Source organism: Mucilaginibacter gossypii, assembly GCF_900100945.1.
GTDB lineage: Bacteria > Bacteroidota > Bacteroidia > Sphingobacteriales > Sphingobacteriaceae > Mucilaginibacter > Mucilaginibacter gossypii.
On record NZ_FNCG01000018.1, the window covers coordinates 67892 to 92785 of the forward strand.

Genomic DNA, 24894 nt, shown 5'->3' on the forward strand with positions numbered 1-24894 from the left:
GTCAAGAGTTAAGAGCCAAGAATTAAGATTCGAGGCGGGCTAAAATATCGTCAGGAAATTCTTTAGCACTCCCCGGTACGTTTCCGTATATACATTTGGTTCGCTGTAGATTACAAATTTACCGGTTATCATATGCGTGTTGTTTTTTCCGAAAGCAAGAATTTCCCGGTGCGCTGTATCATCCTTAAAGGAGTGAATGCTAATTGTTTTTTGCAGATAAAGACCGCTTTGTAAGGCGAGATTTTTCACCAGTGCCGAAGTATCTACAGGCAGTATCAGCCAGCAAATGCCCTGCTCTGTAAGCTGCGTTGCGACTACCGATATCAACTTTTCAAAAAAGCCATCAGCAGCATGTTTGGCTAAATTTGTTTTAACTCCCGGCGATTGCAGGGAGTTGATGTAAAACGGAGGATTAGATACAATAAGGTCATATCTTTTTTCAGGATAATCTTCAAAAAACTGTTCAAACCCATTTGCGTAAAGCGTTAACCTGTTTTTAAATGGCGAATTGCCGAAATTGCTTTTGGCCGTAGCTGCTGCTTGTTCGTCAATTTCAACTGCGTCTATTTTGGCATCCGTGAAACGTTGTGCGAGCATCAGGGCTATTACACCTGTTCCGGTGCCAATATCAAGTATGTTTAACGGATGACCATCACCTGCGATTGCACCCAGCAATACCCCATCGGTATTAATTTTCATGGCACAGCCGGCTTGATCAACGCTGAATTGTTTGAAACGGAACATGAGGGCGAAGTTATTGTTTTATTCTGTTGGTTGGGTTTTAAAGATATTTCTACTATATAACTTACATCGTCGCCCTCTTGGCCGGGCGGGGCCAGTTACTTTACCTTAGATGCAAAGTAACCAAACATCAAGGCAAAAAAATGCTTCCCCCCACAGGCCATACTCCCTGGCCCGCTTTTTTGCCGGGCCTTTACCCGCTTTTGGTTTGGGAATCGTAAGGTTATTTTTTTCTCCTAAGGAAGCAGTTGACTTACTGCTTGTATATCGATTTCTCGCTTCTCTTTCCCACCTCTTTCTTGTCTCTTGCATCTTGATCTCCTGAATCTTTTCCCCTCCCCGTCAGCAGGTAAGCTTCGGGTGAAAGCGGGCAGAACAATGGTGGCCTGTGCGGTTGCAGGGGCATAGCAAGTTTTTGCAGAAGCATTGGGCAAGCGCGGGCAGGGCAAAATAATTGCAGCCCGTGGTTCTGCCCGTTTTGCAGGGCAAAGACCAAGCAAAGGCATGTGTGGGTGGCCAGTGCGGCAAAGAAGCCTATCTGCTGACTTGATTTTTTGGTTCTTTTGTATCAAGACAAAAGAACAAAGCCAACCCGCGGCAATTGAGCGGGCCGATGATAGTTAATAACAACAAAAGTTATTTTTAAAAACGAAGTAGACACTTCCCGTGGGATGCCGAAATAAATTCGGCACGACTTTCTATCTTAGAATATAGTTAGACGTCCTTTATCGCTCATACAACTCCAGCGGCAAACCATCCGGATCGGCAAAAAACGTAAAGCGTTTGTCGGTGGTTTCATCTATGCGGATAGGTTCAATATCCACACCAAAAGAAGAGATATGTGCTACCGCTTCATCCAAATCATCAACCTCAAAAGCTAAATGACGTAAACCTGCCGCTTCAGGACGCGAAGAACGTGCAGGCGGATTGGGAAAAGAAAAAAGCTCGATCTGATAGAGGTCACCCACTTCCAGATCAAGCTTGTATGATTGTCGTTGTTCGCGATAAACCTCACGAACTATTTTTAAACCAAGCACCTCAGTATAAAACCGTTTGGATTTTGCATAATCCGAACAAATGATAGCTATATGATGTACCCGGTTAAGTTTTAACATTATTCGCCTAAAATACCGTGAAGGATATTGGCGTGAACCATTTTCAGGTCGGTAACATGGCCAAAGGCTTCTTCATCAACAGTTAAAGCACCGTTGGTTACAGTCCCCAGCAGGGTAAACTCAACCTCGCTGGTAGCCATTACCTCAACAAAACGTTCCTCCTCTTCCGGTGCAACGCTTACCACTACCCTGCCTTGTGCCTCGCCAAACAGAAAGGCATCTTTACGGATGCTGTCATCAGTAGCTATATCAAAACCAAGTCCGTTAGGCATTGCCGACTCTAACAGCGCAATATATAAACCACCGTCAGCAACGTCATGAGCCGATTCAACCACTTTGTGTTTGATCAGTTCCTTAACGGTTTGCTGCATATCGTATTCTTTATCGATATCGAAATGCGGCGCAGGTGCTTTAGTTATTTTATGCCATGAAGCCAGGTATTGCGACGAAGCAATATCATTAACAGATTCGCCAATCAGATAGATCAAATCGCCAGGCTGTTTAAAGTCGGCAGTCATGATGTTTTCAACGTTGTCCATTACACCAAGCATACCAATAGTTGGTGTAGGGAATACCGAACCACCGTCAGCAGACTGATTATAGAAACTCACGTTACCACCGGTAACCGGGGTTTCAAATTTGCGGCAGGCATCACCCATACCTTTAATAGCGCTTACAAACTGCCAGTAAACTTCAGGAATGTAAGGGTTACCAAAGTTTAAGCAGTTGGTAATAGCAACCGGCTCGCCACCGGCACAGGTAATGTTACGTGCAGCTTCGGCAACGGCAATGGCAGTACCTTTATATGGGTCGGCGTACACGTAGCGTGAGTTACAGTCGGTAGTTAATACGATAGCTTTATCGGTATCTTTAACGGCAACAACGGCAGCATCGCATGAACGGTTGGCGGTCATAGTTTGTACACCTACCATGCTATCGTACTGGTCGGTTACCCAACGTTTTGAAGCAATATTAGGATGGCCAACCAAATGCTCTGCAACCTCAACCAGGTTTGCAGGCTCGGCAACGTCGTCTATATTGAATTTCTGGTTTTCGGCAAAGTATGCAGGCTCGCGGTATTCGCGCTGGTAAACCGGGGCACCGCCGCCTAATACAAGGTCATCGGCAGGCACATCGGCAACTTTTTCGCCGTGCATAAAGTACTCCAAACGTTTGGTATCAGTAACTTCACCAATAATGGCGCAGTTAAGGTCCCATTTGTCAAAAATGTCTTCAACTTCTTTTTCGCGACCTTTGTGAACCACGATCAGCATGCGCTCCTGTGATTCAGAAAGCAGGATTTCGTAAGGTTTCATATGATCCTGGCGGGTTGGCACTTTGTCCAGGTCGATACGCATACCGTGCTCGCCTTTGGCGCTCATTTCTGAGTTTGAGCAGATGATACCGGCAGCGCCCATATCCTGCATACCAACAACTGCACCGGTTTTAATAACCTCAAGGGTAGCTTCCAGTAACAATTTCTCCTGGAAAGGGTCGCCTACCTGTACGGCAGGAAGGTCGTTCACCGAATCTTCGGTAATATCTTTAGAAGCAAAGGCGGCACCGTGGATCCCGTCTTTACCTGTAGCCGAACCAACTATATAAACCGGGTTACCTACACCATATGATGTAGCAGAAACGGTTTCGCCGGCCTTAACAATACCGGCCGACATAGCGTTAACCAGCGGGTTAACATTATAGCAATCGTCAAAAAATAATTCGCCGCCCACAGTTGGGATGCCGAAAGCGTTACCATAGTGGCTGATCCCTTTAACCACACCTTTAACTAACCATTTGGTTTTGTCGAGGCTTAAGTCGCCAAACCGTAATGAGTTAAGCTGTGCGATTGGCCTTGCGCCCATGGTGAAAATATCGCGGTTAATACCGCCCACGCCTGTCGCGGCGCCCTGGTACGGTTCAAGGGCCGAAGGGTGATTGTGCGATTCGATTTTGAAGGCGCAGCCTATGCCATCGCCAAGGTCAACCAGACCGGCATTTTCTTCACCTGCCTTAGCCAGCATCCGCGGACTATCCTTTGGTAAAGTTTTAAGCCATGTAATTGAATTTTTGTATGAGCAGTGCTCGCTCCACATAACCGAGAAAATAGAAAGCTCGGTAAAGTTGGGCACACGCCCTAATATTTCATTTATACGTGCAAATTCTTCGGGTAAAAGGCCCAGATCTTTAGCGGTTTCAACGGTGGTTAATTCCTGGTGCTCCAATGTAATATTGTTTTATTTGAAAGGATGCGCAAAAGTATGAATTTTTGAGGGAAAGGCGAAAGGGAGTTTAGGTTTAGGTGAAAGGTAGAAGCTGAAAGGCGAAAGGTACGAGCAGATAATTGCATAAATTGAGGCATTCAATTGTAACAAAGCGGCTGTCCCAATTTTTTTGATTCCCCAAAAAAAAATAAAAAAATCTCCGGCGTCCTTTTTTTTAAAATGGGCATGTTCCAGATTTTGAGTGTGAAAACGCGGGACACCTTTTTATTGAAACACTTTGATAATCAAACAACTATCATTTCACCCGAAACACCATTAAATAACTCATAATCAGTAAATAAAACTTTCATGAGTAAAAAACGGGATCAAGCCATCGATTTTTCATCCCCATCTATTTCACTCATTTTTATGATTTTTTGGAGATTTTCTGCAATCAGCGCTTTAGTTGCAAAAGGTACTGACAGAATAGCGACACCATTGTTATAGCTTAAATTCATTAAGACAAGGCATTAAATTTCTTTTGCTGGCGCGATTATGCAGCAGGGAACGGTGGTCTGGTGCTCGTGTTTTCTCTAATCAGGCTCATCTTATAACTTACCTTGTATAAAAGTCACGAGTACGCCACGCTTTTGCCAGAGCTGCATACTCGCGCCAGTTGGGGAGCTGTGCCCTGTGGTAAATGTGCTATGTTTTGAATTTGCTTGCGTTTGTAAATGGATAAATCAAATATATTGTTCGGGATCAATTTGGAAGTCATCTATATTCATATCATATTTTGATATTAACGCGATAAATCTTTCGTCATTAAAAAAACGCTCGTACACTTCTCTTGCATAATACATATTAGATGTCTTTAATCCTTTGGACAACGCTATCGCTAAATTCAAATAGAATTCTTCTATTTTATCCATATCGGCATAAATTTCAGCTAGTGTCGCGAAAAAAATCGGCTGATTCGAATTCAGTTCAATCGCTTTTGTTATGTCACTTAACGCTTGTTGAAATTGTTTGCTACTTCGGTATTGATCTGCTCTTCCATTTAAAGCCATATCGAAAGATGGATGTAAAGCTAAAGCTTTGTCAAATGCATCGATCGCCTTATCTGGTTTCCTTAATCGTGCATAGATTAACCCTATGTTAAGAAACACAATGGGTCCATAACGTTCAGCTGAACGCAAGTATTTAAGTGCTTCATCATATTGTTTTAAATTCATATAAAGCAATCCCAGGTTAAATCTGATATGAGGAGACACAGGGTTCAGCTCCAAGGCTTTCAAGTGATCATCAATACCCATCGATGCATTCCCTTGTTGTGCGTACAAAACACCACGAGCAATATAATACGCATATTTACTACTGTCTAACTCAATAGCCTTATTTATATGTTGCATTTTCATTTTCATGCCACTTTCAATATTGCTTTTGTGAAATTCCACTTCCGCGCGCTTGGAAGTAAGGAAGCGATCATCCAGGTGAAGTTGATCTCCGGTTATAGTCTCAAACAGTTTTAGATAATCATTGGAAATCGACCCTGGCTGATAATCATAATGAGGGGATGACAAATAACTCTCTTCCTCTTCTATTCTTTTGTCAGAATGGATAACTGACACGTCAAATTCAGGAAGGTTAAAATCAGTTTTAAAATCATGTTTAAGTTTTTCGACGATCAAGAATTCTTTTTCTTTTTCATTGGGGCCAAAAGGAACTCGACTTAAAACAAAATTGATTTTAGGTGTCGTACCAAAAAGTGCGTTATTTGGATTTGTTAAACTTTTGATAATTTTTTTACTACCAAAAAGATTTTCCTTATTGTTGATACATAGTATAACTACTTGTTCTGCAAGCAAACGGAGCGTAATCCCTGAAATATCTGTTATTCCAGTTCTGGAATCTATCAATAAAAAATCAGGCTTGAATACTTTTTCTATTTTGGCTTTAAAATCAAGGAAAAAACTAACTCCAGACGCATTTTCAGCGTAGAACAAATCAGACCAATTAATCATGGACAGTTTTTTCCAATACTCCGGAGAATCGATATTTCCTGCGGGTATCATAGTAATTGGCTGGAAAACACTAGCCGCCGGCTCTAGTATTACAGCGTATGATTCCAAATCCTGATCAATGACTTTTTCTGACGAAAATAGATGGATATAATCAACTATGCCACGATTTATTGGATTAGCTAGTTCATAATTCTTGAACTTGAAATGAAGGCCTGGTGCGTCAAGATCAAAATCAACGATGCATACGCGCTGTCCTATTTCTGAAAGGCGAACGGCGATATTGGTCAATGCTAATGAACGTCCAACTCCGCCTTTGTAGGAATAAAATGTTATTGTTTTCATTCGATGCAAAGTAAAGCGCCCCGTTCTCTTATTTGATCTTCTGTAATCGCAACGTTCTCTGGAGTAATATGATCTGGTAAATTAAACTCGGGTTCAATGCTTATAAAGATGATTTTTTCAAAATAGCATCTAATTTGCAATGCCAAAGCAACCTCTCTTAGTCGAGCTAGATTTGCAGATTCATAATCCGTTGCTTCATAACGCTGTATTTGTTGTTCTTGGATTCCAATTCGATCTGCCAATTCGCGATGAGTGATTTTTTGCGCAATTCTAGCCCCTATTAATAATTTATGTATATCATCTAAGCATTTTGCAGATATGATATGTAAATTACCTTTTGTCAATTCATCAAACTCGTGAAGTTCAGCCTTCATATCGTCTATTAATGCATCAAAAGAATTTAAACCTAGGATCAATTCCGCGGACGTCTTATTTTTTGCATCAGCCATAAAGGCGATTCTATCCTTTTCAAGCACTTTTAGTTTTTCCTTAGTAAGTGCTGCTTGTTTTTGATTCTTTATCATCAGAATAGATTTATTTTTAAAATACCTTTTTGCTCTCCCGTTTGTTTATCTATTTGGAAGAAATCGATAAATAATTTTTTAGAACCTTGCTCCATGATCGCCGCCGGGAAAATATCGGCTAAATATCGCGCCTTGGCTAATTGCCTATTAAACAGAATTGGAAGATTGGCTAGCTCGTATTCATAGCCAGTGCCGGTACCTTCATCCCAACACACATCAATATCACCAGGCATTAATTTGGCGGTAACAAAACTGCCGTCGACGTAAATAGCTTGTGCGTTAATACTTTTTAAATCTTGCACTAATCTCACTAAACCATTATATAGATTACGTCTATGTAAATTATAAACGAACTTGGCCTCCAGTTCTTTAATCTCGCAAATATGAATTCCTGGTGGCAATATGCCATTTTCGGCGAGTTCGGGAATCATTAATTAAACTTGGTTTTTGTTCAAAGATACTATCTTATACGAATAACACAACAAAATTGTTTGGATAAATTCTACTAAAACGAGCCTTTTGATGCCGTGCTGGTACCGGTGTTTATTATTCAACCTCTTTTTCATTACTATATCTCCGTGCAACAATTGCCATTCCCCCAACAATTCCCTAATTTTATTCAACTCAAACTAAACCCCAACTGGCGCGAGTATGCAGCGCAGGCAAGAAGCGTGGTGTACTCGTGACTTTGTAAAGCATTTTAAATAACTTAGCATATCATGAAGCTACAGGGTACCAACAAACCAAAGGATGAAAAACCATTTGATATTTCTACTAACAATCATCTTATTCGGCGAACCGCATAAGATTCAGGTTAAAGAGCGAACAACAGCTATTGTGGTAGAAAAAATTTTTCCACAACCTCCTTTAAATGAGTCAATAAGATACAAAAAGAATAATTACCATATAAAAAGTATCGAAAACTTTGACAAAGATGGCTCGCTCAATAGCGTTAGTTTTTTAAAATCCGAAGGCTGGCTTGGATATAAAAGAGAAGAGTTTTCCAGGATCCGGGATTTCTTTGAAGCCTTTGATCTAAAACCCAAACTGGAATGCCAAATCATTGGCAAAAACCTAATGAAAATTAATGCTGATACGATAGCATATGATTCACTAAACAGTCAGCGTCGTATAATCTATTATTTCAAAAAGAAAGACCACAAGTGGTTATTTATTTTGAAGTTTTGATTTATTGTGAAATAAGATGCTAACAACCAACAATTGCCATTCCCCCAACAATTCCCTAATTTTATTCAACTCAAACTAAACACGCCTTACAATAACCTCCACCCTTCTGATGCCAGACACAAGCACAAGGCGGATATGTTGATTAGAGTAATGAAGAGCTAAAAAGCACACAAAAAAGGCATTCACCAGCAAACACCAATTTAAACCCATGTCCATATTTATAAAAATCGTATCGACAGCGCTGCTTATCATAAGCACAGGGAACCCATTTGCCAAAACCGGCAGCCAATCTCCGTCAAACATCAGTTCAAAGTCGGTTGTGATTTACCGGTATAACCCGCATCATAAAAAAGACCATAAGGTTAAGGCCATAGCACTTTTGGATACTAAGTGTTATTACTTTAAAAAAGTACCGCATCTGCAAATAGGTAAACCTTTATCAGCCGAAAACGGCAAATACATAGCGGATGCCACCATGAACAACTTCATGAGCAAGCTGACCGCAAAAAATTTCGAAAACATCAACAAGCGGGAATGTAATTGCGGCGGTATGAGTGAGGAAACCTATGTTATAGAGATAAGTCCCGACGGGCAGGCCGCCAGCAGGAGGATTTTTTATGTTCCGGTAGTTAATAACTGCCCGGCCAATTCGTCATGCGCGGTTATTGGCACTATTACCGATTTCTTTGCAAAACTGAAGCAAAAATAATTCATCCCCCACCGGTCTCCCAACCAGCGAGGGGATGCAGCCAATTAACTATTTCAGAAACAGATCCCCTGTAGCCCAGGTTGGGTTTTTGGCGTACGCCTTCCAGAAGATCTGATCAAGGGCAAAATCGAAATTAGCTTTGAAACTGCGTGTGTTGGTCAGGATCACAAAATTAAACCCGTTACCCAAACGGGCTTGTTCTGTAGCCGTACCGGGCAGGCTTCCCTGGTGAAAGTAGCTATCGCCTGCAATGGCCCAGCCGCAACCATAGCCGGCATTTGCAGTTGAGCCGGTATACATGGTGGTTAGCGAAGCCGAGGTAAGGATATCTGGCCGTACGGGAAATTTATCAATATAAACCAGGAACCTGGCCAGGTCGGCAGCGGTAGCAACCCAGCCCCCATGCGCATCCATCCGCGTAATATTATAAGCATAAGGATCCTCTCCGGATTGACCGTAATAGGTAACTTCTTTAGCCTGTTTATCGGCCAGTGTGTTGCCGCCAATGGTCATATCAGTAATTCCGATTGGAGTTAAAACCAATGTTTTTACAGCTTCAGCATAGGTTTGGCCGGTAATTTTTTCTATTACACGCCCCAATATGCAATATCCAAAGTTAGAGTAATCGTAATTGGTACCCGGTACATGATCGAGCGGGCGGTTATCTAAAGTCCAGGTAATGAGCTGGGCCGTCGTCATTGTCGGGTTACTGAACATCGGGTCATCTGTTTCATTCCCCCAGCCGCCCGAGGTGTGGTGCAGCAATTCATCAACCGTAATATCGGTAATGTGTAAGCCGTAGGCTTTAGTACCATAGGTTTTACCTAAAATAGCACCATCGCCAAATACTTTGTCCGATAGTTTTATTTTGCCCTGCTCAAGCAGTTTCATGATGGCAACCGCCGTGAATTGTTTTGAACAGCTGGCCAACCGGTAACGGTCGCTAATAACAGCTTTGGTACCTTTAGATTTATCGCTTACGCCGTAAGCTTTCAGGTAAACCAGCTTTTCGCCTTTGGTAATCGCTACGGATACCGCCGGTACATCATAAGTAGTCATAAAGGTATTTACCTCATCATCTAAAGCGGCAACAGCAACTTTACTGGGGGTTAGGGTATCAATAATGGTACCCGTTCCTCCACCTGTGCCTGTTCCGGTACCTGTACCGGTGCCTGTACCCGTTCCTTTACCGGTTGTATCTGCACCGTTGTTTGTTTTAGTTACAGAAGGTGCATCCTTTTTACAGGCGGCAAAAAACAGCAGACACGCAATTGTAATTAATTTACTGATTTTCAAAGCATTAAACGATAGGCTATAAAGCCCGGATGGATAAGTGTTTTTCATAGGGTATTTAATGGATATTAGGTTTAGTGTAAATTTCGGGCTTTGTTGCCGGGGCTATAACGCAAAGGCAAAGCTACATTACCGGTAAAAAAAACACTTACGCGTATGTTGCAAATACTTTCGAGTTTGTTGCATTTTTGTTGCAGCACCATGCGCGCATAAATAAATCCTTTCACCTTTAAAAGATTGATGAAATGAAACGAACGCTTATCCTGTTATTATTTTTCTGCAACGCTTTAATAGCCCAGGCACAAAGGGTACTGGAACCATCAGCAGAAAAGCACCCGGAATGGACCCGGCCGTTTCCCCCATTTCAAATCGCGGGCAATCTTTATTATGTGGGCACCACCGATCTGGCTTGTTATCTCATCACCACTTCCGGAGGCAATATCCTGATCAATACCGGGCTTGCGTCATCCGAACCACAAATCACAGCAAATATCAAAACCCTGGGCTTCAAGGTTTCAGACACAAAAATTCTTTTAACAACGCAGGCTCACTTTGATCACATGGGCGCTATGGCGGCAATAAAGAAGATCACAAAAGCCAAAATGATGGTAGATGAAGGCGACGCGGCGGTAGCAGCCGACGGGGGGCTTTCTGATTATGATCTTAAAGGGGATGTGCGCACATTCAACCCTGTAAAAGCAGACCGTATTTTACACAACGGCGATAGTATTAAGCTGGGTAACATGAAACTAACTATACTTCACCATCCGGGCCATACCAAAGGGTCTTGCAGCTATTTATTTGATGTAAAAGATAATAAACGAAACTACAGGGTTTTGATCGCCAACATGCCCACTATCGTTACCAATAAAAAGTTCACAGATATACCTTCTTACCCTAACATCGCTAATGACTATGCGTATACCTTAAAAGCAATGCAGGGGTTGAAATTTGATCTCTGGTTAGCATCCCATGGTATCCAATTTGATCTCCTCAGCAAGCACAAGCCAGGCAGCCCTTATAATCCGATGGTTTTTGCTGATAAGAAGAATTATTATGATGAAATAAATGAACTGCAGGATGAGTATGATAAGAAAATGGCGTTAAAATAATTTTTGAAGAATCGTTTACTGGTCAAAGCTTAGCAACGGCGTAACTTCGTCCTAAAATGGGTTAAGCTTTTAGCTTAACCCAAATCCATAAAAAAAATATCAACTTAAACCGTAAGCAGGACGCTTACATTGTTTTAGGTCCAGGTTACGCTATCGCTAAACTTGAACCAGTATCAGATATTTAAACCTTCTACCTCCCCAATACCTTCTCCGCCAGCTTAGTACCCTCAACCCTGGCGCGGATCTTGGCAAAAGCAATTTCCCGCGCAGTTGAAGTATCATCACCAAATGGCGAAAAACCGCAATCGTCGGTAGTCCCCAGTTGTTGAACAGGAATCACCTGCGCGGCTTCCAGGATCAGGTCACTTACTTCTTCGGCAGTTTCTATTTTGGGATTAATCACATCGGTAACACCAAGAAATACCCGCTGGCCTGCTCCAAGGTTTTCTTTAATAGCATTAAGCACCGTTTTCTTATCCTTTTCTGCTGCATATTCCAGGTAAAAATTACCGGCATGGAGTTTAAACAGCAGCGGGAGCAGTTCCGTATAAGAAATATCGGCGCTATGGGTTGAGTCATGGTCACCGCCGGGGCAAGTGTGTACGCCTATCTTCTTCTGTTCTTCGGCAGTGAAGCGGTCGAGTACCTGGTTATTGAGGTCGATAAAAGCCGATAGCAGTTGTTTGCTGGGATCTAACTTAATGGCCAGGCGGGCTTCGGTAAAATCAATTTGTACATTATAAGCGCCGCTTTCAAGGCATGAGCGGATATCATACACCGCATCGTTCACCAAATCGGCAAGGAACTGATCGCGCGAATAACCGTCGATGCCCTCCTGCGGATAAAGCAGGCTCATGGCCGAGCAGGAAATAACAGCCTGTTTCACCGGCAAATTAGCATACTTTTTGGCTTGGTTTAGGTATGAGTTTGCAAAAGTAGTGTAATGAAATGGGCCGGCTGTTAGTTTGGGTAACTGGCGGGTATGCCCGTCAGCAAAGGGGATCACCACGCCATCAGCAGCAAAGTTCTTAAAACCCTGCATTGGGTAAGTAACAAAGCTTGGTTTTGATTGCTCGCCATCACTAATCACGGGCGAACCTGTTGCTTCCAGTTCCTGAATAGTTTCCCGCGTAGCCCGATCGAACAGGTCGTTTAATTCGTCGGCTTTAATTTGTCCGCCTGCAAAGGCGGCCATGGCTTGTTGCAAGTAAACCGGGCGCGGAATGCTCCCGATGGGTTCAGTAAGTATTTTCATATATAGGTTAAGATTGATTCATAAAGTTAACAAATGAAACCTATGGTAAAGTATTATGGGTAAATAAATTATAATGATTCAATGCACGCTATATCAATATCCGCCCCCTCTCGTCCCTCCCAACCCGCATCTCGTCAATTATCCCAACACAATCATCAATTCATCAAACCCATACCGTTAGCATTAGCTATTTTGGTATCAAAAACCAATAACCGGCATGAAAATATCACGCTGTCTTATTTTCATCGCTTTAATATTTTGCGGCTGCTCCTCAGCACCCCAAAGCGATAACCTTGCCGCCGACAAACTTGCTCTTGAAAAAACCAAGGCCGCCTTTGCCGCTGCTTTTGCTCATAGTGATGTAAAGGCTATTGTAGCGCTGCACCATCCTGATATTGTTAAATATTTTGGCGGCAGCAATGTGGTTACCGGCCGCGCGCAGCTGGCCCGGCAGTTAAAGGCCATGTTCCGTACATCCAGGATGGAATTAATCCAGAACCAGGTTGAAAGTACCGCCTTTAATGGCAACACCATTATCGAAACCTGCATATTCGCGTTTAGGGCAACCCCGGTAAATGGCGGCAAGCCGTCTGTAGGCCGGGGGCGATCAATGACTGTTTTTGTCAGGTATAAAAACAGCCCCTACGGTTGGGTTTCTATAAGGGAAATGGCCCAGGCGGCTCCTGAAGTTGCAAAATAATTCTGTTTATCATTGAGATCTTTTAAGCTTGCGCATTTCGCTTAATGACATGGTTCTATCGTTCGCGACATCCCAATACCTTATAGCGAAGGTTTTGGCATCAACTTCGTACCATTCATAAGTTCGCAATTGAAAGCCGAGATCTTCAATTATTGATACCTTGTAATAATTATTTTCTTTAGTTGGTGTATCCTCAATTTGTGCTTTTAACAACCTGGGATTTTTATGTGCTTTTCTAAACTCATTTTCCCGCTGCACCTCTGGTAAAGCATTAATAAGCTTTAATACCTTTCGCTCTGTTGCATTTGTAGCTGCCCCATATTCCTGCCCATAACCAAAAGCACAATTAAAACCCAGTAAAAATATAGTCAGAATTAACTTTTTCATAAAAAATTTATTGAATTAAAGATAGTTGTTTTCGCTATATTATATACTACATTCACGTAAAAACCGCACACGCAAAAAGTGGTTCAACGCATTGCTTTTCAATAATTTATATTTAATTTCATTCATCTAACAGCAATAAAACCATACCAACCAGCAATTAGGATTTGCACAAGCACAATTGTGCTTTTACCATCATTAATATTTATTAAAAGGCGAAATAAATGAAACCGCGCGATCATAGTTTTTGGCCGTTTACGCCAAAGGTGAGTATCATTACCGCCGTTGTTGTTTTATTGGTACTCCTGCTGCTCACCGGGGTGCTCCGTGTTTATACAGGCTGGCCTGCCGAATCGGCCAATAACACCGTTTTGATCGGTATTTTTATCCTTAGCCTGCTCCCTATCGTCCTCGCAATCCTCAATGTAGTTATTGAGCGCGGGGGCAGCATAGGCTATGGCGACCTCAAGATCGACTTTTCAAAAATCCAGCAACTGTCAAATTCGGGTTTTACCGTGCCCGCCAATATTGGGGTACGGGGACAGTATGTTGCCGACAGCGGCACTTCCAATATCCTCGAAACACTGCGCGCAGCCACCTCTTCGGGCGTCGCGGTGATCGACCTTGAAGATGGGCACGCCTGGTGGGAAACCCGGTTGTTAGTTTTGCTGGCCGGCGCCGACCGCCTTAAAAAGCCCGATAAAATTGTTTTTGTAGCAACTGCCGAAGCAAGAGAGCAAACTTATTTAGGCTGGGCCCGCCCCGGCGACCTGTTGGAACAGCTGCTAAAAGAAGACCCGCGATATTTAAGAACCTTTTATGCCGCCCGTGCGGCTGCCGCGCAATGGGCATTATTAGGCCCTTTAGCTGTCTTGCCGCCCGGCAGTTATTATAATGCTCCGCCGCCACCGCCCTGGATGCAGGGTATACTTGCCCTGAGCCACGCCTGGATGGCATTTTCAACCACCACCGGTTTACCTAACGAATTATTAACCGAGCAGTTATTACAGAACGAACTTGGCCAAACTATTGAAAGCACGGGCGGCGCAAAGCATATCAGCACCGTACACCTTGATAATTTATTTAAGCCGGTACTGATAAAAAAACAGATAGACAAAAACTGGGACAATGAGCAGCAAACAAACGCCCTGTTCGCCAATGAAGATCCTTTTATTGTAATAACAGAAAGTGGCAAATACTCGGCGATAGTTTCGGCACAGTCTTTATATAATGAGGTATTAAGAGGCTATTTAAAAACAGCCTGATGAAGATTTTATTAGATAAGGCCTCATAGTTTCATTACTTATAATACCGCGACTGTAAGTTACTGATCGTTAAATGTGTTTTCCCGATCAATATTATGAATATGGGCGTTGCCTGCGGCCGTGCTATACGCTTATACGCCTGCAGGCCTTATGCTCATTGGCCGGTATCCGCTCCTATCACTAACGCGGCCCCCGCTCACCATCGTTAAAACCTATTTTATACATCACCGCAACTTTTTCCGGGTTCCCCGGGGTGGTTATTTGCAATGATGCTTTTATCTATTTTTTATGTAGAGACGCATAATTGCGTCTGGCGCTTGCAATTAATGGCAGTAGAAATATTTTCGAAATCGGATTATCCCTCCAGGAGACGCAATTATGCGTCTCTACCAAAAATGTTTTATCTGTTCTTAAACAACTTCCGGAAGGCCTGGTGATAACAAAAAGCCCCGCGTAAGCGGGGCCGAAACAGTTAGCTACTATATAACACACATTTAATTAAAAACACACAGCAAATTATTCCCTATTCTTCTGTCGCTAACTGAAAGCTTATTGGGATACTGTACCTAACCCGCACGTTCTGGCCGTTTTGCACACCAGGCTTCCAGGCCTTTGCCAGTTTTAGTACACGGGTTGCCTCTTCATCAAAACCGTAACCTGCCGGACGCTCCACTTTTATATTTGATAAAGCGCCATCTTTTTCAATAATGAAACTCAGAAGAACTTTGCCTGAAACACCCGCATCTTGTGCGGCTCCCGGAAAGCGTAGGTTTTTTTGCAAAAACTTGGCCCACGCTGCAGCCCCGCCAACGGGTTCGGGCATAACTTCAAGCCCATCTAATGTATGAACGCCATCATCAACTTTAGCAGTTCCGGTTCCTCCGGGGCCTGGATCTTTTGAGTCGATAACGTTGCCTGCCCCGCTCGGCCCCTTAACATCAGTTGGGCCAATGGCAACATCCTTTAGTTGATCTATTGTAGGCGGCTCTGTCGGCGGCTCTGTTGTTACCAGGTGCGGCGTGGTGAAACCTTTAGTTTCAACAGGAGCAGCGGGCTTTTGATGCTCCATTGGAGCAGGAGCATCCGGTTGCTTAACAGCCTCTACCGGTGGTTTGGGGATATCAACCGGAGTTTTGAGGTGCACCTCATGAAACTCATAAACAGGCTTCGGCTTTGCCTTAAAAATAATGGCTGCGGCCGATAAAATGGCTACTGCTGCAAAGGCGATCCCCATGGATTTTGCCATAGTACGTCCATAGCTTTGTCTTAATTCATAAGCGCCGTAATTTTTGTTGCGATGGTCAAATACAAGGTCGAGCCACTCGGCATTGTACAAATCAAATTTGGTGATAAGCATAGTTTCAGAATTAAATTTCAATTATAACGAATATGCTTATATTATATTTTGTATAAAACTAAATTTATCGAAAATAATTTCGTCTAATTTTTCATCAAATTTTCATTTTCTCACAAAAACCATCAAATCATAATAATTTGTCTAAAAATTAATAACCAAGTCCATTTTTTTTATCAATTAAATAAAAACAGCACAAAAACATTCATTTGAAAACAATTTTTATATACAAATCATCAAAAACTTAAAATATTTTAAAAAAAATGCAGTTATTTTATTTTTTTATTACTTTTAGATATGGTTAACAGGCTTTACAAACTTATCGCCTTATTTTTTTTACTCTTTAGCGGCTTCACTGCGTCCGCTAAGTGTGAATTATACCATTATTACCACAAAACCACAAAAAAAACCACGGTATCTGCGACAATACCGCATCATCGCCCGTTAAATTTTGAATTCACACTCAATAATGCGCTCACGCCCGCTATTAATATACACCAGCATAGGGGTGCACATTCTTTACAGGCCTTTGTAGCAACGCCCGGCGGCTACGCCATTAAATTTAAATACCTTGATTTCATTTGCGAACTGGATACAAGTAAGCTCTCCAGGTTCCGCAAGCTCATCCTTTTTCCGTTTCACGATTTTTGGTAGGCAAAAAACAATAAACCAACCCTCATGCTCTGATTAAGCATGCAGGATTTATTGTTTTTTAAAAAAATTTAGTTTTAATGCTGTCCGGTATTTTTGATTGGATACCGGGCAGTATTATTCAAACCTTCATTTTTCCTCCCTTAAACCCAAAACATGAAAAAATCCATACCCTTCGGCATACTTTTAATTGTAATTGTATTAGCCCTTCTATACCCTTCAGTTACTCTTACAACCATTAAAGACAGCAAAATTGATACAGGTGATACCGCCTGGCTATTAGTAAGTACCGCCCTTGTACTGATCATGACCCCTGGCCTGGCATTTTTTTATGGCGGTATGGTGAGCAAAAAAAACGTATTGTCAACCATGTTGCAAAGCTTTGTTTGTATGGGTGTAATTACTGTTATATGGGTAATATTCGGCTTTAGCCTTGCCTTTGGCGAAGATGAGTTTGGTGGCTTTATTGGTAATCCCGGCACTTTCTTTATGATGAAAGGCACATTGGGCAACGCCACCTGGGAACTGGCCCCAACTATCCCGCTGATACTATTTGCTATGTTCCAGCTAAAATTTGCGGTTATCACCCCGGCCCTCATCACCGGCGCGTTTGCCGAAAGGATCCGCTTCAACTCTTATGTTATTTTCCTTTGCCTGTTCATGGTGTTTATATATGCACCCTTGGCTCACGCTACCTGGCATCCAAAAGGCTTCCTTTTCGGAAAAGGTGTACTTGACTTTGCCGGCGGCACCGTGGTGCACATGAGTGCAGGCTGGGCAGCTTTGGCATCAGCCATATATTTAAAGGGCCGTAATGAAACATCACACAATCCGGCCCGGATCAGTTATGTATTATTAGGAACAGGCTTATTGTGGTTTGGCTGGTTTGGCTTTAACGCAGGTTCGGCCCTGGGTTCGGGCACATTGGCAGCAACCGCTTTGGCAACAACCACTACAGCATCAGCCGCGGCTGCTATGGCATGGATGTTCTTTGATATCCTTCGCGGTAAAAAACCAGGTGTGTTAGGTGCCTGTATCGGCGCGGTTGTAGGTTTGGTGGCTATCACCCCTGCAGCGGGCTATGTAACTATTCCCCATTCATTAATTATCGGTATCGTAGCAGCAGTTGTAAGTAACCTGGTTGTGATTTGGAGAACAAAAACCAGCATTGATGATACCCTCGATGTATTCCCATGCCATGGCGTAGGCGGCATGGTAGGCATGTTATTAACCGGTGTATTTGCACACCAAAACGTAAACTCCGCCAACACAACCGGTAACGGTTTATTTTACGGCGAAACACACCTTTTCATTATTCATTTAATTACCCTTGTAGGTGTATCAGCCTTCGCTTTCTTCGGCTCATTCATCTTATTAAAAATCACCGACATGATCAGCACACTGCGTGTAACACCAGAAGAAGAACTTGCAGGTCTTGACATCAGCCAGCACGACGAGGAACTATAACCAGATCCTACCCTACCTGATTAAACTCAATTAACAACATAAAAAATAAGCCGCACCCTTTACAGGGTGCGGCTCTTTTATTTCATCTTGCGCATTATTTACTGAAACTGCAACTCCAATCTCAAGACAATTACCATTCTTTAGTAGATACCCTTTTTACTTTTTTAACTTCCGCCGGCTTTTCAAGCGACGAGGTTTTAAGCATATAAGCCTTTAAATTATCACCTACATGCTTGCTGTTGCTCAGCACCTGGTTTAAACAGGCGTTAAAATCAACCTTTGATAATTTTTCCGACGCCTTTTCCAGGGAGACATCCTTGCCATGCATATGTTCCACATTACCATAACGGTTACGCTGATATGGCTGATAAACAAAATCCGTTAACCAATAACGGTATTTGCCATCTTTTACCTCTATTTTAAGCGTATAGCTTAGCTCACCGCCTTCACTATTACCCATCAGGCCTTTTTTGTTAACTAAAAAAATACCCGTACCAGTAAGCGCATTGCCATCCTTATCAGCCTTTGCCAGTTTAAGCACCTTTTTAGGATAAGCCTTGGTCAAAAAATACAATCCCCTGCTATAAAGCGAATCTGCAATGGAGCCGGGCTGGTCAACCGTTTTATAATAAATGTATTTATTATTCTCATCAAAAGCCAGTGAATCCTTCTGCGCAAAAGCGCCGGATGAAAAAAGGAGACCGACAAAGCCTAATAGTATCTTTTTCATGTAACAAATATAAAAGCCGCTCCGGATAATTCCGGAACGGCTCGTGATAAAAATAGATTAAATTATTTTTTTTTAGAAAGCGTACACAGCAGCTACAGCAAACTGACCGGCTGATTTTGAAGGATCGCCAGAGTGGTTCAGGAATGAAGTAGATGAGCCATGATCTAACCTTATTTCAGGAATGAAAGTAAGCGGGCCTGATTTGATATTTGCAGTAAAGGTAAATGCTTTAACATTTTGTCCCGGAGGAGGGCCTAAAGTTACTAAATCACCTTTTTTAGTTTTAAAGTACTCGCCCCTTAAACCTAAAGTTACTGTTTTTGATACTGCTAACTGCGGATATAAAGCAACGCCGCTAAAACCACCGCCATCATGCGGAGCTGAATAAGTAGCGCCGTTTAAGCCCAGTTTAAAGGCATCAGTAATTTGATAAGCGGTTGTTAAATCAACTTCGGTACCTGAAGTACTTCCGGTAGCAAGGTTAAGATAAGCAGTCCATCCTTTAACAGGAGATACAAACAACTGTGAGCCGAAAGTATTTACCTTATGCGTTGAAGTATAATTGTTCCAAGTATCATTAAAAATACCGGCCATTAAACTTACTTTATCGCTAAACGCGTAAGTTAATTTAACACCAGGATTTTGGAACGGACCGTTGGTAAATAAATACGAAGTAGAGTAGTTAAAGTTACCTACCGGGCTAATAACCTCATAACCAATAAAGGTAGCCATGTAACCACCGGTAAGGTTTAATTTATCGGTTAGATCATATGATACGTACAAATTTTGAATGTGGAATGAATCGCCATTAGGACCATTAGGAATTGATTGGGCCTGGCCACGCGGACCAAATGAAAGCTCGCCCACAAAAGCTGCTTTACCAACTTTTTTCTTCAAACCCAGATCAATCATGCCAATTGATACTGAATTATGATCACTTGCAAAGCTGGTAGGGATTTGCGAACCCTTATCAGAAAAATCATATTTATAATAGGTATCTACCGAACCGTAGATCACCAGAGGAGAATCTGAGGTTGTTTTAACCGTGTCCTGAGCCTTAACCGTAAAGGCCGCAATTGAAAAAAATGAGAAGAGTAGAAATACTTTTTTCATGATAACGATTTAATTGTGAATTGATAAACTATTTGTTAATTGTTGTTTTTTGGGATAAATACACTGTTATTATTTGATTATCAACACCTTGCAGTTAAAAGGATAGTTTATGTGTCGGCATAAAAAATCCCTGCACGATTGGCAACGGCAACGTCCATTTAAACAACTACTGCTGTTTTAATATGAAATGCTGTTTAGTCTTAAGCCTCCACCTTAGTTTAAAGTCAGAAATGAACTCCCGACTTTAAACTGAGGACTACAGGCTAATACTACCACTCTCCAACCGCACAAGGCATCAATATCTTTATTTAAGCTGTTAAGCTCCTATATGATCAGGCTTCAGAAGCAACCTTAGCGCCATTATCAAAAAGGCCGCTTAAGCTGATCTCATCATCCTGAACAGGGTAAACTTCGATACCGTGGTCAAATACGTCGATACCACCTGCGCCTGTTTCACCGTGTTCTTCGATACGCAATTTCCATGGATGACCTAATTTGTTGATCACAAACATCATCACATATGAAACCGCGAATACTGCAAGGGTAATGGTAAGGCTACCGATCAGCTGAGCTTTTAATACATCAAAACCACCGCCGTAAAATAAACCTGTTACCGGAGCAGAGTTATCAGCACCTGTTGGGCCGGTAGCACCATATTGACCTGAAGCGAATAAACCTAATGAAATAGTACCCCAGATACCGTTAAAGCCGTGTACTGATACTGCACCAACCGGATCATCGATACGGAACCACTCAATAAGGTAAACACCGCCGAAGATAATGAAGCCTGAAATAGCACCAAGCATGATAGCGCCAAACGGACTAACCCAGTAACAAGGGCAGGTAATAGCAACTAAACCTGCAAGGAAACCATTAATAGTAAAGGCTAAATCAAATTTGCCTTTTGTTGGGCCAAACCATAAGGCAGCAAGCATAGCAGTAAAACCGCCAGCGCAGGCAGCAAGCGTAGTGTTTGCAGCAACACGGCCGATACCCTGCATATCCATTGCCGATAAAGTTGAACCAGGGTTAAAACCATACCAACCAAACCAAAGTAAGAAACCACCTACAGCAGCAACCAATAAGTTGTGACCTGGGGGCAAACCGCCTTTTTCTTTATCATCGCGGGCAAATATCCTACCCAAGCGTGGGCCTAACACCATTGCACCTGCCAGTGAAGCAACACCACCAATAGTGTGTACTACTGTTGAACCTGCAAAGTCACGGAAAGGCTGAGCGCTTATTGATTTAAAGAAACCTGAAGTTCCCATGGTAGCAAGGAAACCATCCGGCCCCCAAGCCCAGTGACCGATAATAGGATAGATAAAGCCGGTAATACCGATACTGTAAAGAATATCGCCACGGAAACTGGTACGACCGATCATAGCACCAGATACGATGGTTGAGCAGGTATCAGCAAAAGCGTACTGGAAAATCCAATGTGCCAATACCGGGATACCGGTTGAACCATAAGTTTCAGGTGTATTTTGAAGGAAGAACCAGGTTTTGCCATCAGCACCACCCCAGCCAATAAAGCCGTTGCCATTGCCAAACATAAAGGCATAACCTATAGCGTAAAATAGCAAACCACAAAGACAAGTATCAAAAATACACTCCATCAGCACGTTCACTGTTTCGCGCTTACGGGCGAAACCAGCTTCGAGCATAACGAAACCCGCCTGCATACCAAATACCAAAAAGGCAGCAACCAGTGTCCAAACAGTATTAACCGTGTTAATTAACGCTGTTTCATGGGCGGTGTACGTTTCGGCAGCGTTAGCTTTTGTGCCAAATACACCCGGCAAAACCATCATTGCGGCAAACACCAGCAATAAGCCAATCATTTTCCCTGTAAAAATGGTTGCTCCCAGCGCCCATTTTTCACGTGTCAGCTGTCGGACTGCACTTAGGAAGTTGTGTTTTGTAGAACCTACTTTCATCGTTTAATTTAGTTTGATTGTTTTTTAAAAATTAATTAGTTTGATTGTTGTATTTAAATTTAGTTTGATTGCTATCCTGAATTACAAAACAATTTTCACCTCCAAATCCTCAATCACGCCTCTAATCTTTTTCATTTTTTATAAAAAGCATAATAATTGGTGTGTTTTCGTAAATTATTTTCTGAAATTAGGTAGTATTTTTAAGAATAACAAATTATTAATGATAAATTAATGGTAAAAAATAGAAAAATTATGAAAATTGCAAAAACAAGGCTCTTAAAATGTCATTTTTTAAACATTTAAAAATGATATTTTCAATATAAATTCATTTTCATCATTAAAAAAATTAAAAAATCTAATTTTTACAGTTTAAAATACCATTTAATCAGTTTTAAAAGCAAATAATCGCCCAAAAGCAATAAAAAAACACGATTTTATTGATTTCAGGCAGAACTTTTAGAAGAATTAAGACTTTCCTTTAAATTATATCAGTTTTTTAATGATTAGGTGGTATGTTATATTTCACTTAATTTTGCCCGATATTTTAAAGGATAGTTATATTTTTGAACACTAACCTTTATTTAAACCTCATAAAATATGTCCAATATTCGTTTTAAAGCCTTACAGGATGTACTTTCAAGAACTATCCCTGAAGTAAAACCGCCTTCACCAAAAATTTCCGATTATTTCGGATCGAATGTTTTTGATAAAAAGAAGATGAAGGAATACCTTTCATCAGAGGCTTACCAGGGAATTGTAAATTCAATTGAAAAAGGTGAGCCAATTCCGCGCGACCTGGCAGAACAGATCGCTTCCGCAATGAAAGCCTGGGCTTTAGGCAAAGGCGCAACCCATTATACACATTGGTTTCAACCGCTTACCGGCACTACGGCCGAAAAACATGACGCTTTTTTTGAGCCCACCGCAGATGGCGGCGCTATAGAACGTTTTTCGGGCGATGCCCTTGCACAACAGGAGCCTGATGCCTCAAGCTTCCCGAGTGGCGGCATCCGTAATACATTTGAGGCCCGCGGTTATACTGCCTGGGACCCTTCCTCGCCTGCCTTTTTAATGGCGCGTACCCTGTGTATCCCAACAGTGTTCGTATCGTACACCGGCGAAGCACTTGATTATAAAGTACCTTTATTAAAGGCACTGAACGTGCTTGATAAAGCGGCTGTTGATGTTTGCCATTATTTTGATAAAGGCATAGAAAAAGTAAATGCATCATTAGGTATTGAGCAGGAATACTTTTTGGTTGACCTGGCCTTATTTAATGCCCGTCCCGATCTTTATTTAACCGGCCGTACTTTATTCGGCCACATGTCGGCCAAAAACCAGCAACTGGAAGATCATTACTTTGGCTCGATACCTGAGCGCGTGTATGCTTACATGCAGGATATGGAAGCCGAAGCATTGCAATTAGGCATCCCGCTTAAAACCCGTCATAATGAGGTTGCTCCATCCCAGTTTGAATGTGCACCGATATATGAAGAGATTAACCTCGCCATCGACCATAACCAACTGTTAATGGATTTGATGGACCGTGTTGCCAGGCGCCATAACTTTAAGGTGTTACTTCATGAAAAACCATATGCAGGCCTTAATGGTTCGGGCAAGCACAATAACTGGTCGCTGATAACCAATACAGGCAAAAACCTGTTATCGCCTGGTAAAACGCCTAAAAACAACCTCATGTTCCTGGCCTTTTTTGTGAACACCATAAAAGCGGTACACGAGCATGCTGATCTGTTAAGAGCGTCCATTGCATCAGTTAATAACGACCACCGTTTAGGTGCCAATGAAGCCCCTCCAGCCATTATATCTATATTTTTGGGCAGCCAGCTTAGCGACGTGCTTGATGAGATAGAAACATCCCGCATCAGCAAAAAAATCAAAGAAGAAAACCTGTTATGGCAGGGCATCCCTAAGATCCCGCAAATTTTGCCCGACAATACCGACCGCAACCGTACTTCGCCTTTTGCCTTTACCGGTAACAAGTTTGAGCTGCGCGCAGTAGGCTCATCAGCCAACTCGGCCAGCCCGATGACCATTCTTAACCTTATCGTTGCCGATCAGCTTAAAAAATTCAAATACGATGTAGATAAGCTGATGAAAAAAGGCGAGAAAAAAGATCTGGCTTTATTAATGGTGATCAAAAAGTACATCAAAGAATCAAAAAACATCCGCTTTGAGGGAAATGGCTATAGCGAAGAATGGGAAAAAGAAGCCGCGCTAAGAGGTTTACCCAATATTAAAACCACACCAAAAGCGCTGGATGCTTTAATAAACGATAAGTCGGAACATCTTTTTGCCGAAACCGGCGTGTTCACCGTGCGTGAAGCACATGCACGTCACGAGATCTTACTTGATGCTTTCTACAAAAAGCTACAGATAGAAGCCCGCGTAATTGGCGAAATGGTGATGAACGTGATTATCCCGGCAGCAATTGCTTATCAAAGCAAACTGATTGAAAATGTAAAAGGACTAAAAGATATTGGCCTGGATAAAGCAACTTATGCTTCGCAGCTTGACATCATTAACAGGATCTCTGAGCATGTGAACTTCATTAAAACCAATACCGAGCAAATGGTTAACGAGCGCAAAAAAGCTAACGTTATCGACGACCTTCGTCAGCGCGCTATTGATTACGATGAAAAGGTAAAATCATTCTTCCAGCCTATCCGCTACCACGTTGATAAACTGGAGCAACTGGTTGATGACCGCCAATGGCCGCTGCCTAAATTCAGGGAGCTGTTGTTTATTAAATAAGATATTAACACGAA

21 protein-coding genes are annotated in these 24894 nt (G+C 42.2%); 7 read left to right on the plus strand and 14 right to left on the minus strand.

The annotated features are described in order from the left end of the window. Positions 1-39: 39 nt before the first annotated feature. From BLS28_RS25265 to BLS28_RS25295, 7 genes are all read right to left on the minus strand, one after another. Positions 40-699 (minus strand): tRNA1(Val) (adenine(37)-N6)-methyltransferase, encoded by a 660-nt coding sequence (locus tag BLS28_RS25265; RefSeq protein ID WP_176844567.1) that lies wholly within the window; start codon positions 697-699, stop codon positions 40-42. 767 nt (positions 700-1466) lie between these two features. Next, positions 1467-1856, minus strand: a complete 390-nt coding sequence (gene gloA2, locus BLS28_RS25275; protein WP_091174281.1) for an SMU1112c/YaeR family gloxylase I-like metalloprotein — start codon at positions 1854-1856, stop codon at positions 1467-1469. Next, on the minus strand, positions 1856-4078 hold the full coding sequence (gene purL, locus BLS28_RS25280) for a phosphoribosylformylglycinamidine synthase subunit PurL (protein WP_091174284.1): 2223 nt from the start codon (positions 4076-4078) through the stop codon (positions 1856-1858). The genes gloA2 and purL overlap by 1 nt, the downstream gene beginning before the upstream one ends. Positions 4079-4443: 365 nt before the next feature. Next, the gene (locus BLS28_RS31420) at positions 4444-4575 is read right to left on the minus strand and encodes a hypothetical protein (protein ID WP_256337532.1); all 132 of its coding nucleotides are present in this window, start codon (positions 4573-4575) and stop codon (positions 4444-4446) included. 225 nt (positions 4576-4800) lie between these two features. After that, a complete protein-coding gene (locus BLS28_RS25285) occupies positions 4801-6423 on the minus strand; it encodes a KGGVGR-motif variant AAA ATPase (RefSeq protein WP_091174287.1) in 1623 nt (540 codons plus the stop codon). Continuing rightward, positions 6420-6947, minus strand: coding sequence for a helix-turn-helix domain-containing protein (locus tag BLS28_RS25290; protein ID WP_091174290.1), 528 nt, complete (start codon positions 6945-6947; stop codon positions 6420-6422). Before BLS28_RS25290 ends, BLS28_RS25285 begins: the two co-directional genes overlap by 4 nt. Then, a complete protein-coding gene (locus BLS28_RS25295; protein ID WP_091174292.1) occupies positions 6947-7378 on the minus strand; it encodes a DUF6932 family protein in 432 nt (143 codons plus the stop codon). The genes BLS28_RS25290 and BLS28_RS25295 overlap by 1 nt, the downstream gene beginning before the upstream one ends. Positions 7379-7697: 319 nt before the next feature. Here BLS28_RS25295 and BLS28_RS25300 point away from each other — a divergent pair, with 319 nt between their 5' ends. Together BLS28_RS25300 and BLS28_RS25305 are read left to right on the plus strand one after the other, a co-directional pair. Next, a complete protein-coding gene (locus tag BLS28_RS25300) occupies positions 7698-8135 on the plus strand; it encodes a hypothetical protein (RefSeq protein ID WP_091174295.1) in 438 nt (145 codons plus the stop codon). A 208-nt stretch (positions 8136-8343) separates the two neighbouring features. Beyond that, the gene (locus tag BLS28_RS25305; RefSeq protein WP_091174298.1) at positions 8344-8844 is read left to right on the plus strand and encodes a hypothetical protein; all 501 of its coding nucleotides are present in this window, start codon (positions 8344-8346) and stop codon (positions 8842-8844) included. 48 nt (positions 8845-8892) lie between these two features. Here the strand turns inward: BLS28_RS25305 and BLS28_RS25310 are convergent, their stop codons facing one another. Continuing rightward, positions 8893-10188 carry a serine hydrolase domain-containing protein gene (locus BLS28_RS25310; protein WP_143020870.1) on the minus strand — a complete coding sequence of 432 codons (1296 nt, stop codon included), beginning with the start codon at positions 10186-10188 and terminating at the stop codon, positions 8893-8895. A 194-nt stretch (positions 10189-10382) separates the two neighbouring features. Here BLS28_RS25310 and bla point away from each other — a divergent pair, with 194 nt between their 5' ends. Next, positions 10383-11249: a subclass B3 metallo-beta-lactamase gene (gene bla / locus BLS28_RS25320; RefSeq protein WP_091174308.1), complete on the plus strand. Its 867-nt coding sequence runs from the start codon at positions 10383-10385 to the stop codon at positions 11247-11249. Between the two features lie 190 nt (positions 11250-11439). Here bla and BLS28_RS25325 read toward each other — a convergent pair whose 3' ends face one another. Then, the gene (locus tag BLS28_RS25325) at positions 11440-12504 is read right to left on the minus strand and encodes a cobalamin-independent methionine synthase II family protein (RefSeq protein ID WP_091174310.1); all 1065 of its coding nucleotides are present in this window, start codon (positions 12502-12504) and stop codon (positions 11440-11442) included. A gap of 217 nt (positions 12505-12721) precedes the next feature. On the opposite strand from BLS28_RS25325, the gene BLS28_RS25330 reads away from it, so the two are divergent. After that, complete coding sequence (locus tag BLS28_RS25330) at positions 12722-13204, plus strand: YybH family protein (protein WP_091174313.1); 483 nt, start codon at positions 12722-12724, stop codon at positions 13202-13204. Positions 13205-13213: 9 nt separating this feature from the next. On the opposite strand, the gene BLS28_RS25335 is transcribed toward BLS28_RS25330, so the two are convergent. Beyond that, entirely contained in the window at positions 13214-13591 is a 378-nt protein-coding gene (locus BLS28_RS25335) for a hypothetical protein (RefSeq protein WP_091174315.1), read from the minus strand. A gap of 221 nt (positions 13592-13812) precedes the next feature. On the opposite strand from BLS28_RS25335, the gene BLS28_RS25340 reads away from it, so the two are divergent. Then, positions 13813-14853, plus strand: coding sequence for a hypothetical protein (locus BLS28_RS25340; RefSeq protein ID WP_091174318.1), 1041 nt, complete (start codon positions 13813-13815; stop codon positions 14851-14853). Positions 14854-15376: 523 nt separating this feature from the next. Here the strand turns inward: BLS28_RS25340 and BLS28_RS25345 are convergent. Continuing rightward, complete coding sequence (locus BLS28_RS25345; protein ID WP_091174320.1) at positions 15377-16210, minus strand: energy transducer TonB; 834 nt, start codon at positions 16208-16210, stop codon at positions 15377-15379. Between the two features lie 804 nt (positions 16211-17014). On the opposite strand from BLS28_RS25345, the gene BLS28_RS25355 reads away from it, so the two are divergent. Further along, complete coding sequence (locus BLS28_RS25355) at positions 17015-18325, plus strand: ammonium transporter (protein ID WP_091174326.1); 1311 nt, start codon at positions 17015-17017, stop codon at positions 18323-18325. A 130-nt stretch (positions 18326-18455) separates the two neighbouring features. On the opposite strand, the gene BLS28_RS25360 is transcribed toward BLS28_RS25355, so the two are convergent. The 3 genes from BLS28_RS25360 to BLS28_RS25370 form a co-directional block, all read right to left on the minus strand. Then, positions 18456-19055 carry a DUF4468 domain-containing protein gene (locus BLS28_RS25360; protein WP_091174329.1) on the minus strand — a complete coding sequence of 200 codons (600 nt, stop codon included), beginning with the start codon at positions 19053-19055 and terminating at the stop codon, positions 18456-18458. 72 nt (positions 19056-19127) lie between these two features. Next, complete coding sequence (locus BLS28_RS25365) at positions 19128-20168, minus strand: porin (RefSeq protein ID WP_090533026.1); 1041 nt, start codon at positions 20166-20168, stop codon at positions 19128-19130. A 332-nt stretch (positions 20169-20500) separates the two neighbouring features. Continuing rightward, a complete protein-coding gene (locus BLS28_RS25370) occupies positions 20501-22108 on the minus strand; it encodes an ammonium transporter (RefSeq protein WP_091174332.1) in 1608 nt (535 codons plus the stop codon). Between the two features lie 597 nt (positions 22109-22705). Between BLS28_RS25370 and BLS28_RS25375 the strand changes: the two genes are divergently transcribed. Then, complete coding sequence (locus tag BLS28_RS25375; RefSeq protein ID WP_091174334.1) at positions 22706-24880, plus strand: glutamine synthetase III family protein; 2175 nt, start codon at positions 22706-22708, stop codon at positions 24878-24880. The last annotated feature ends 14 nt before the right edge of the window (positions 24881-24894 follow it).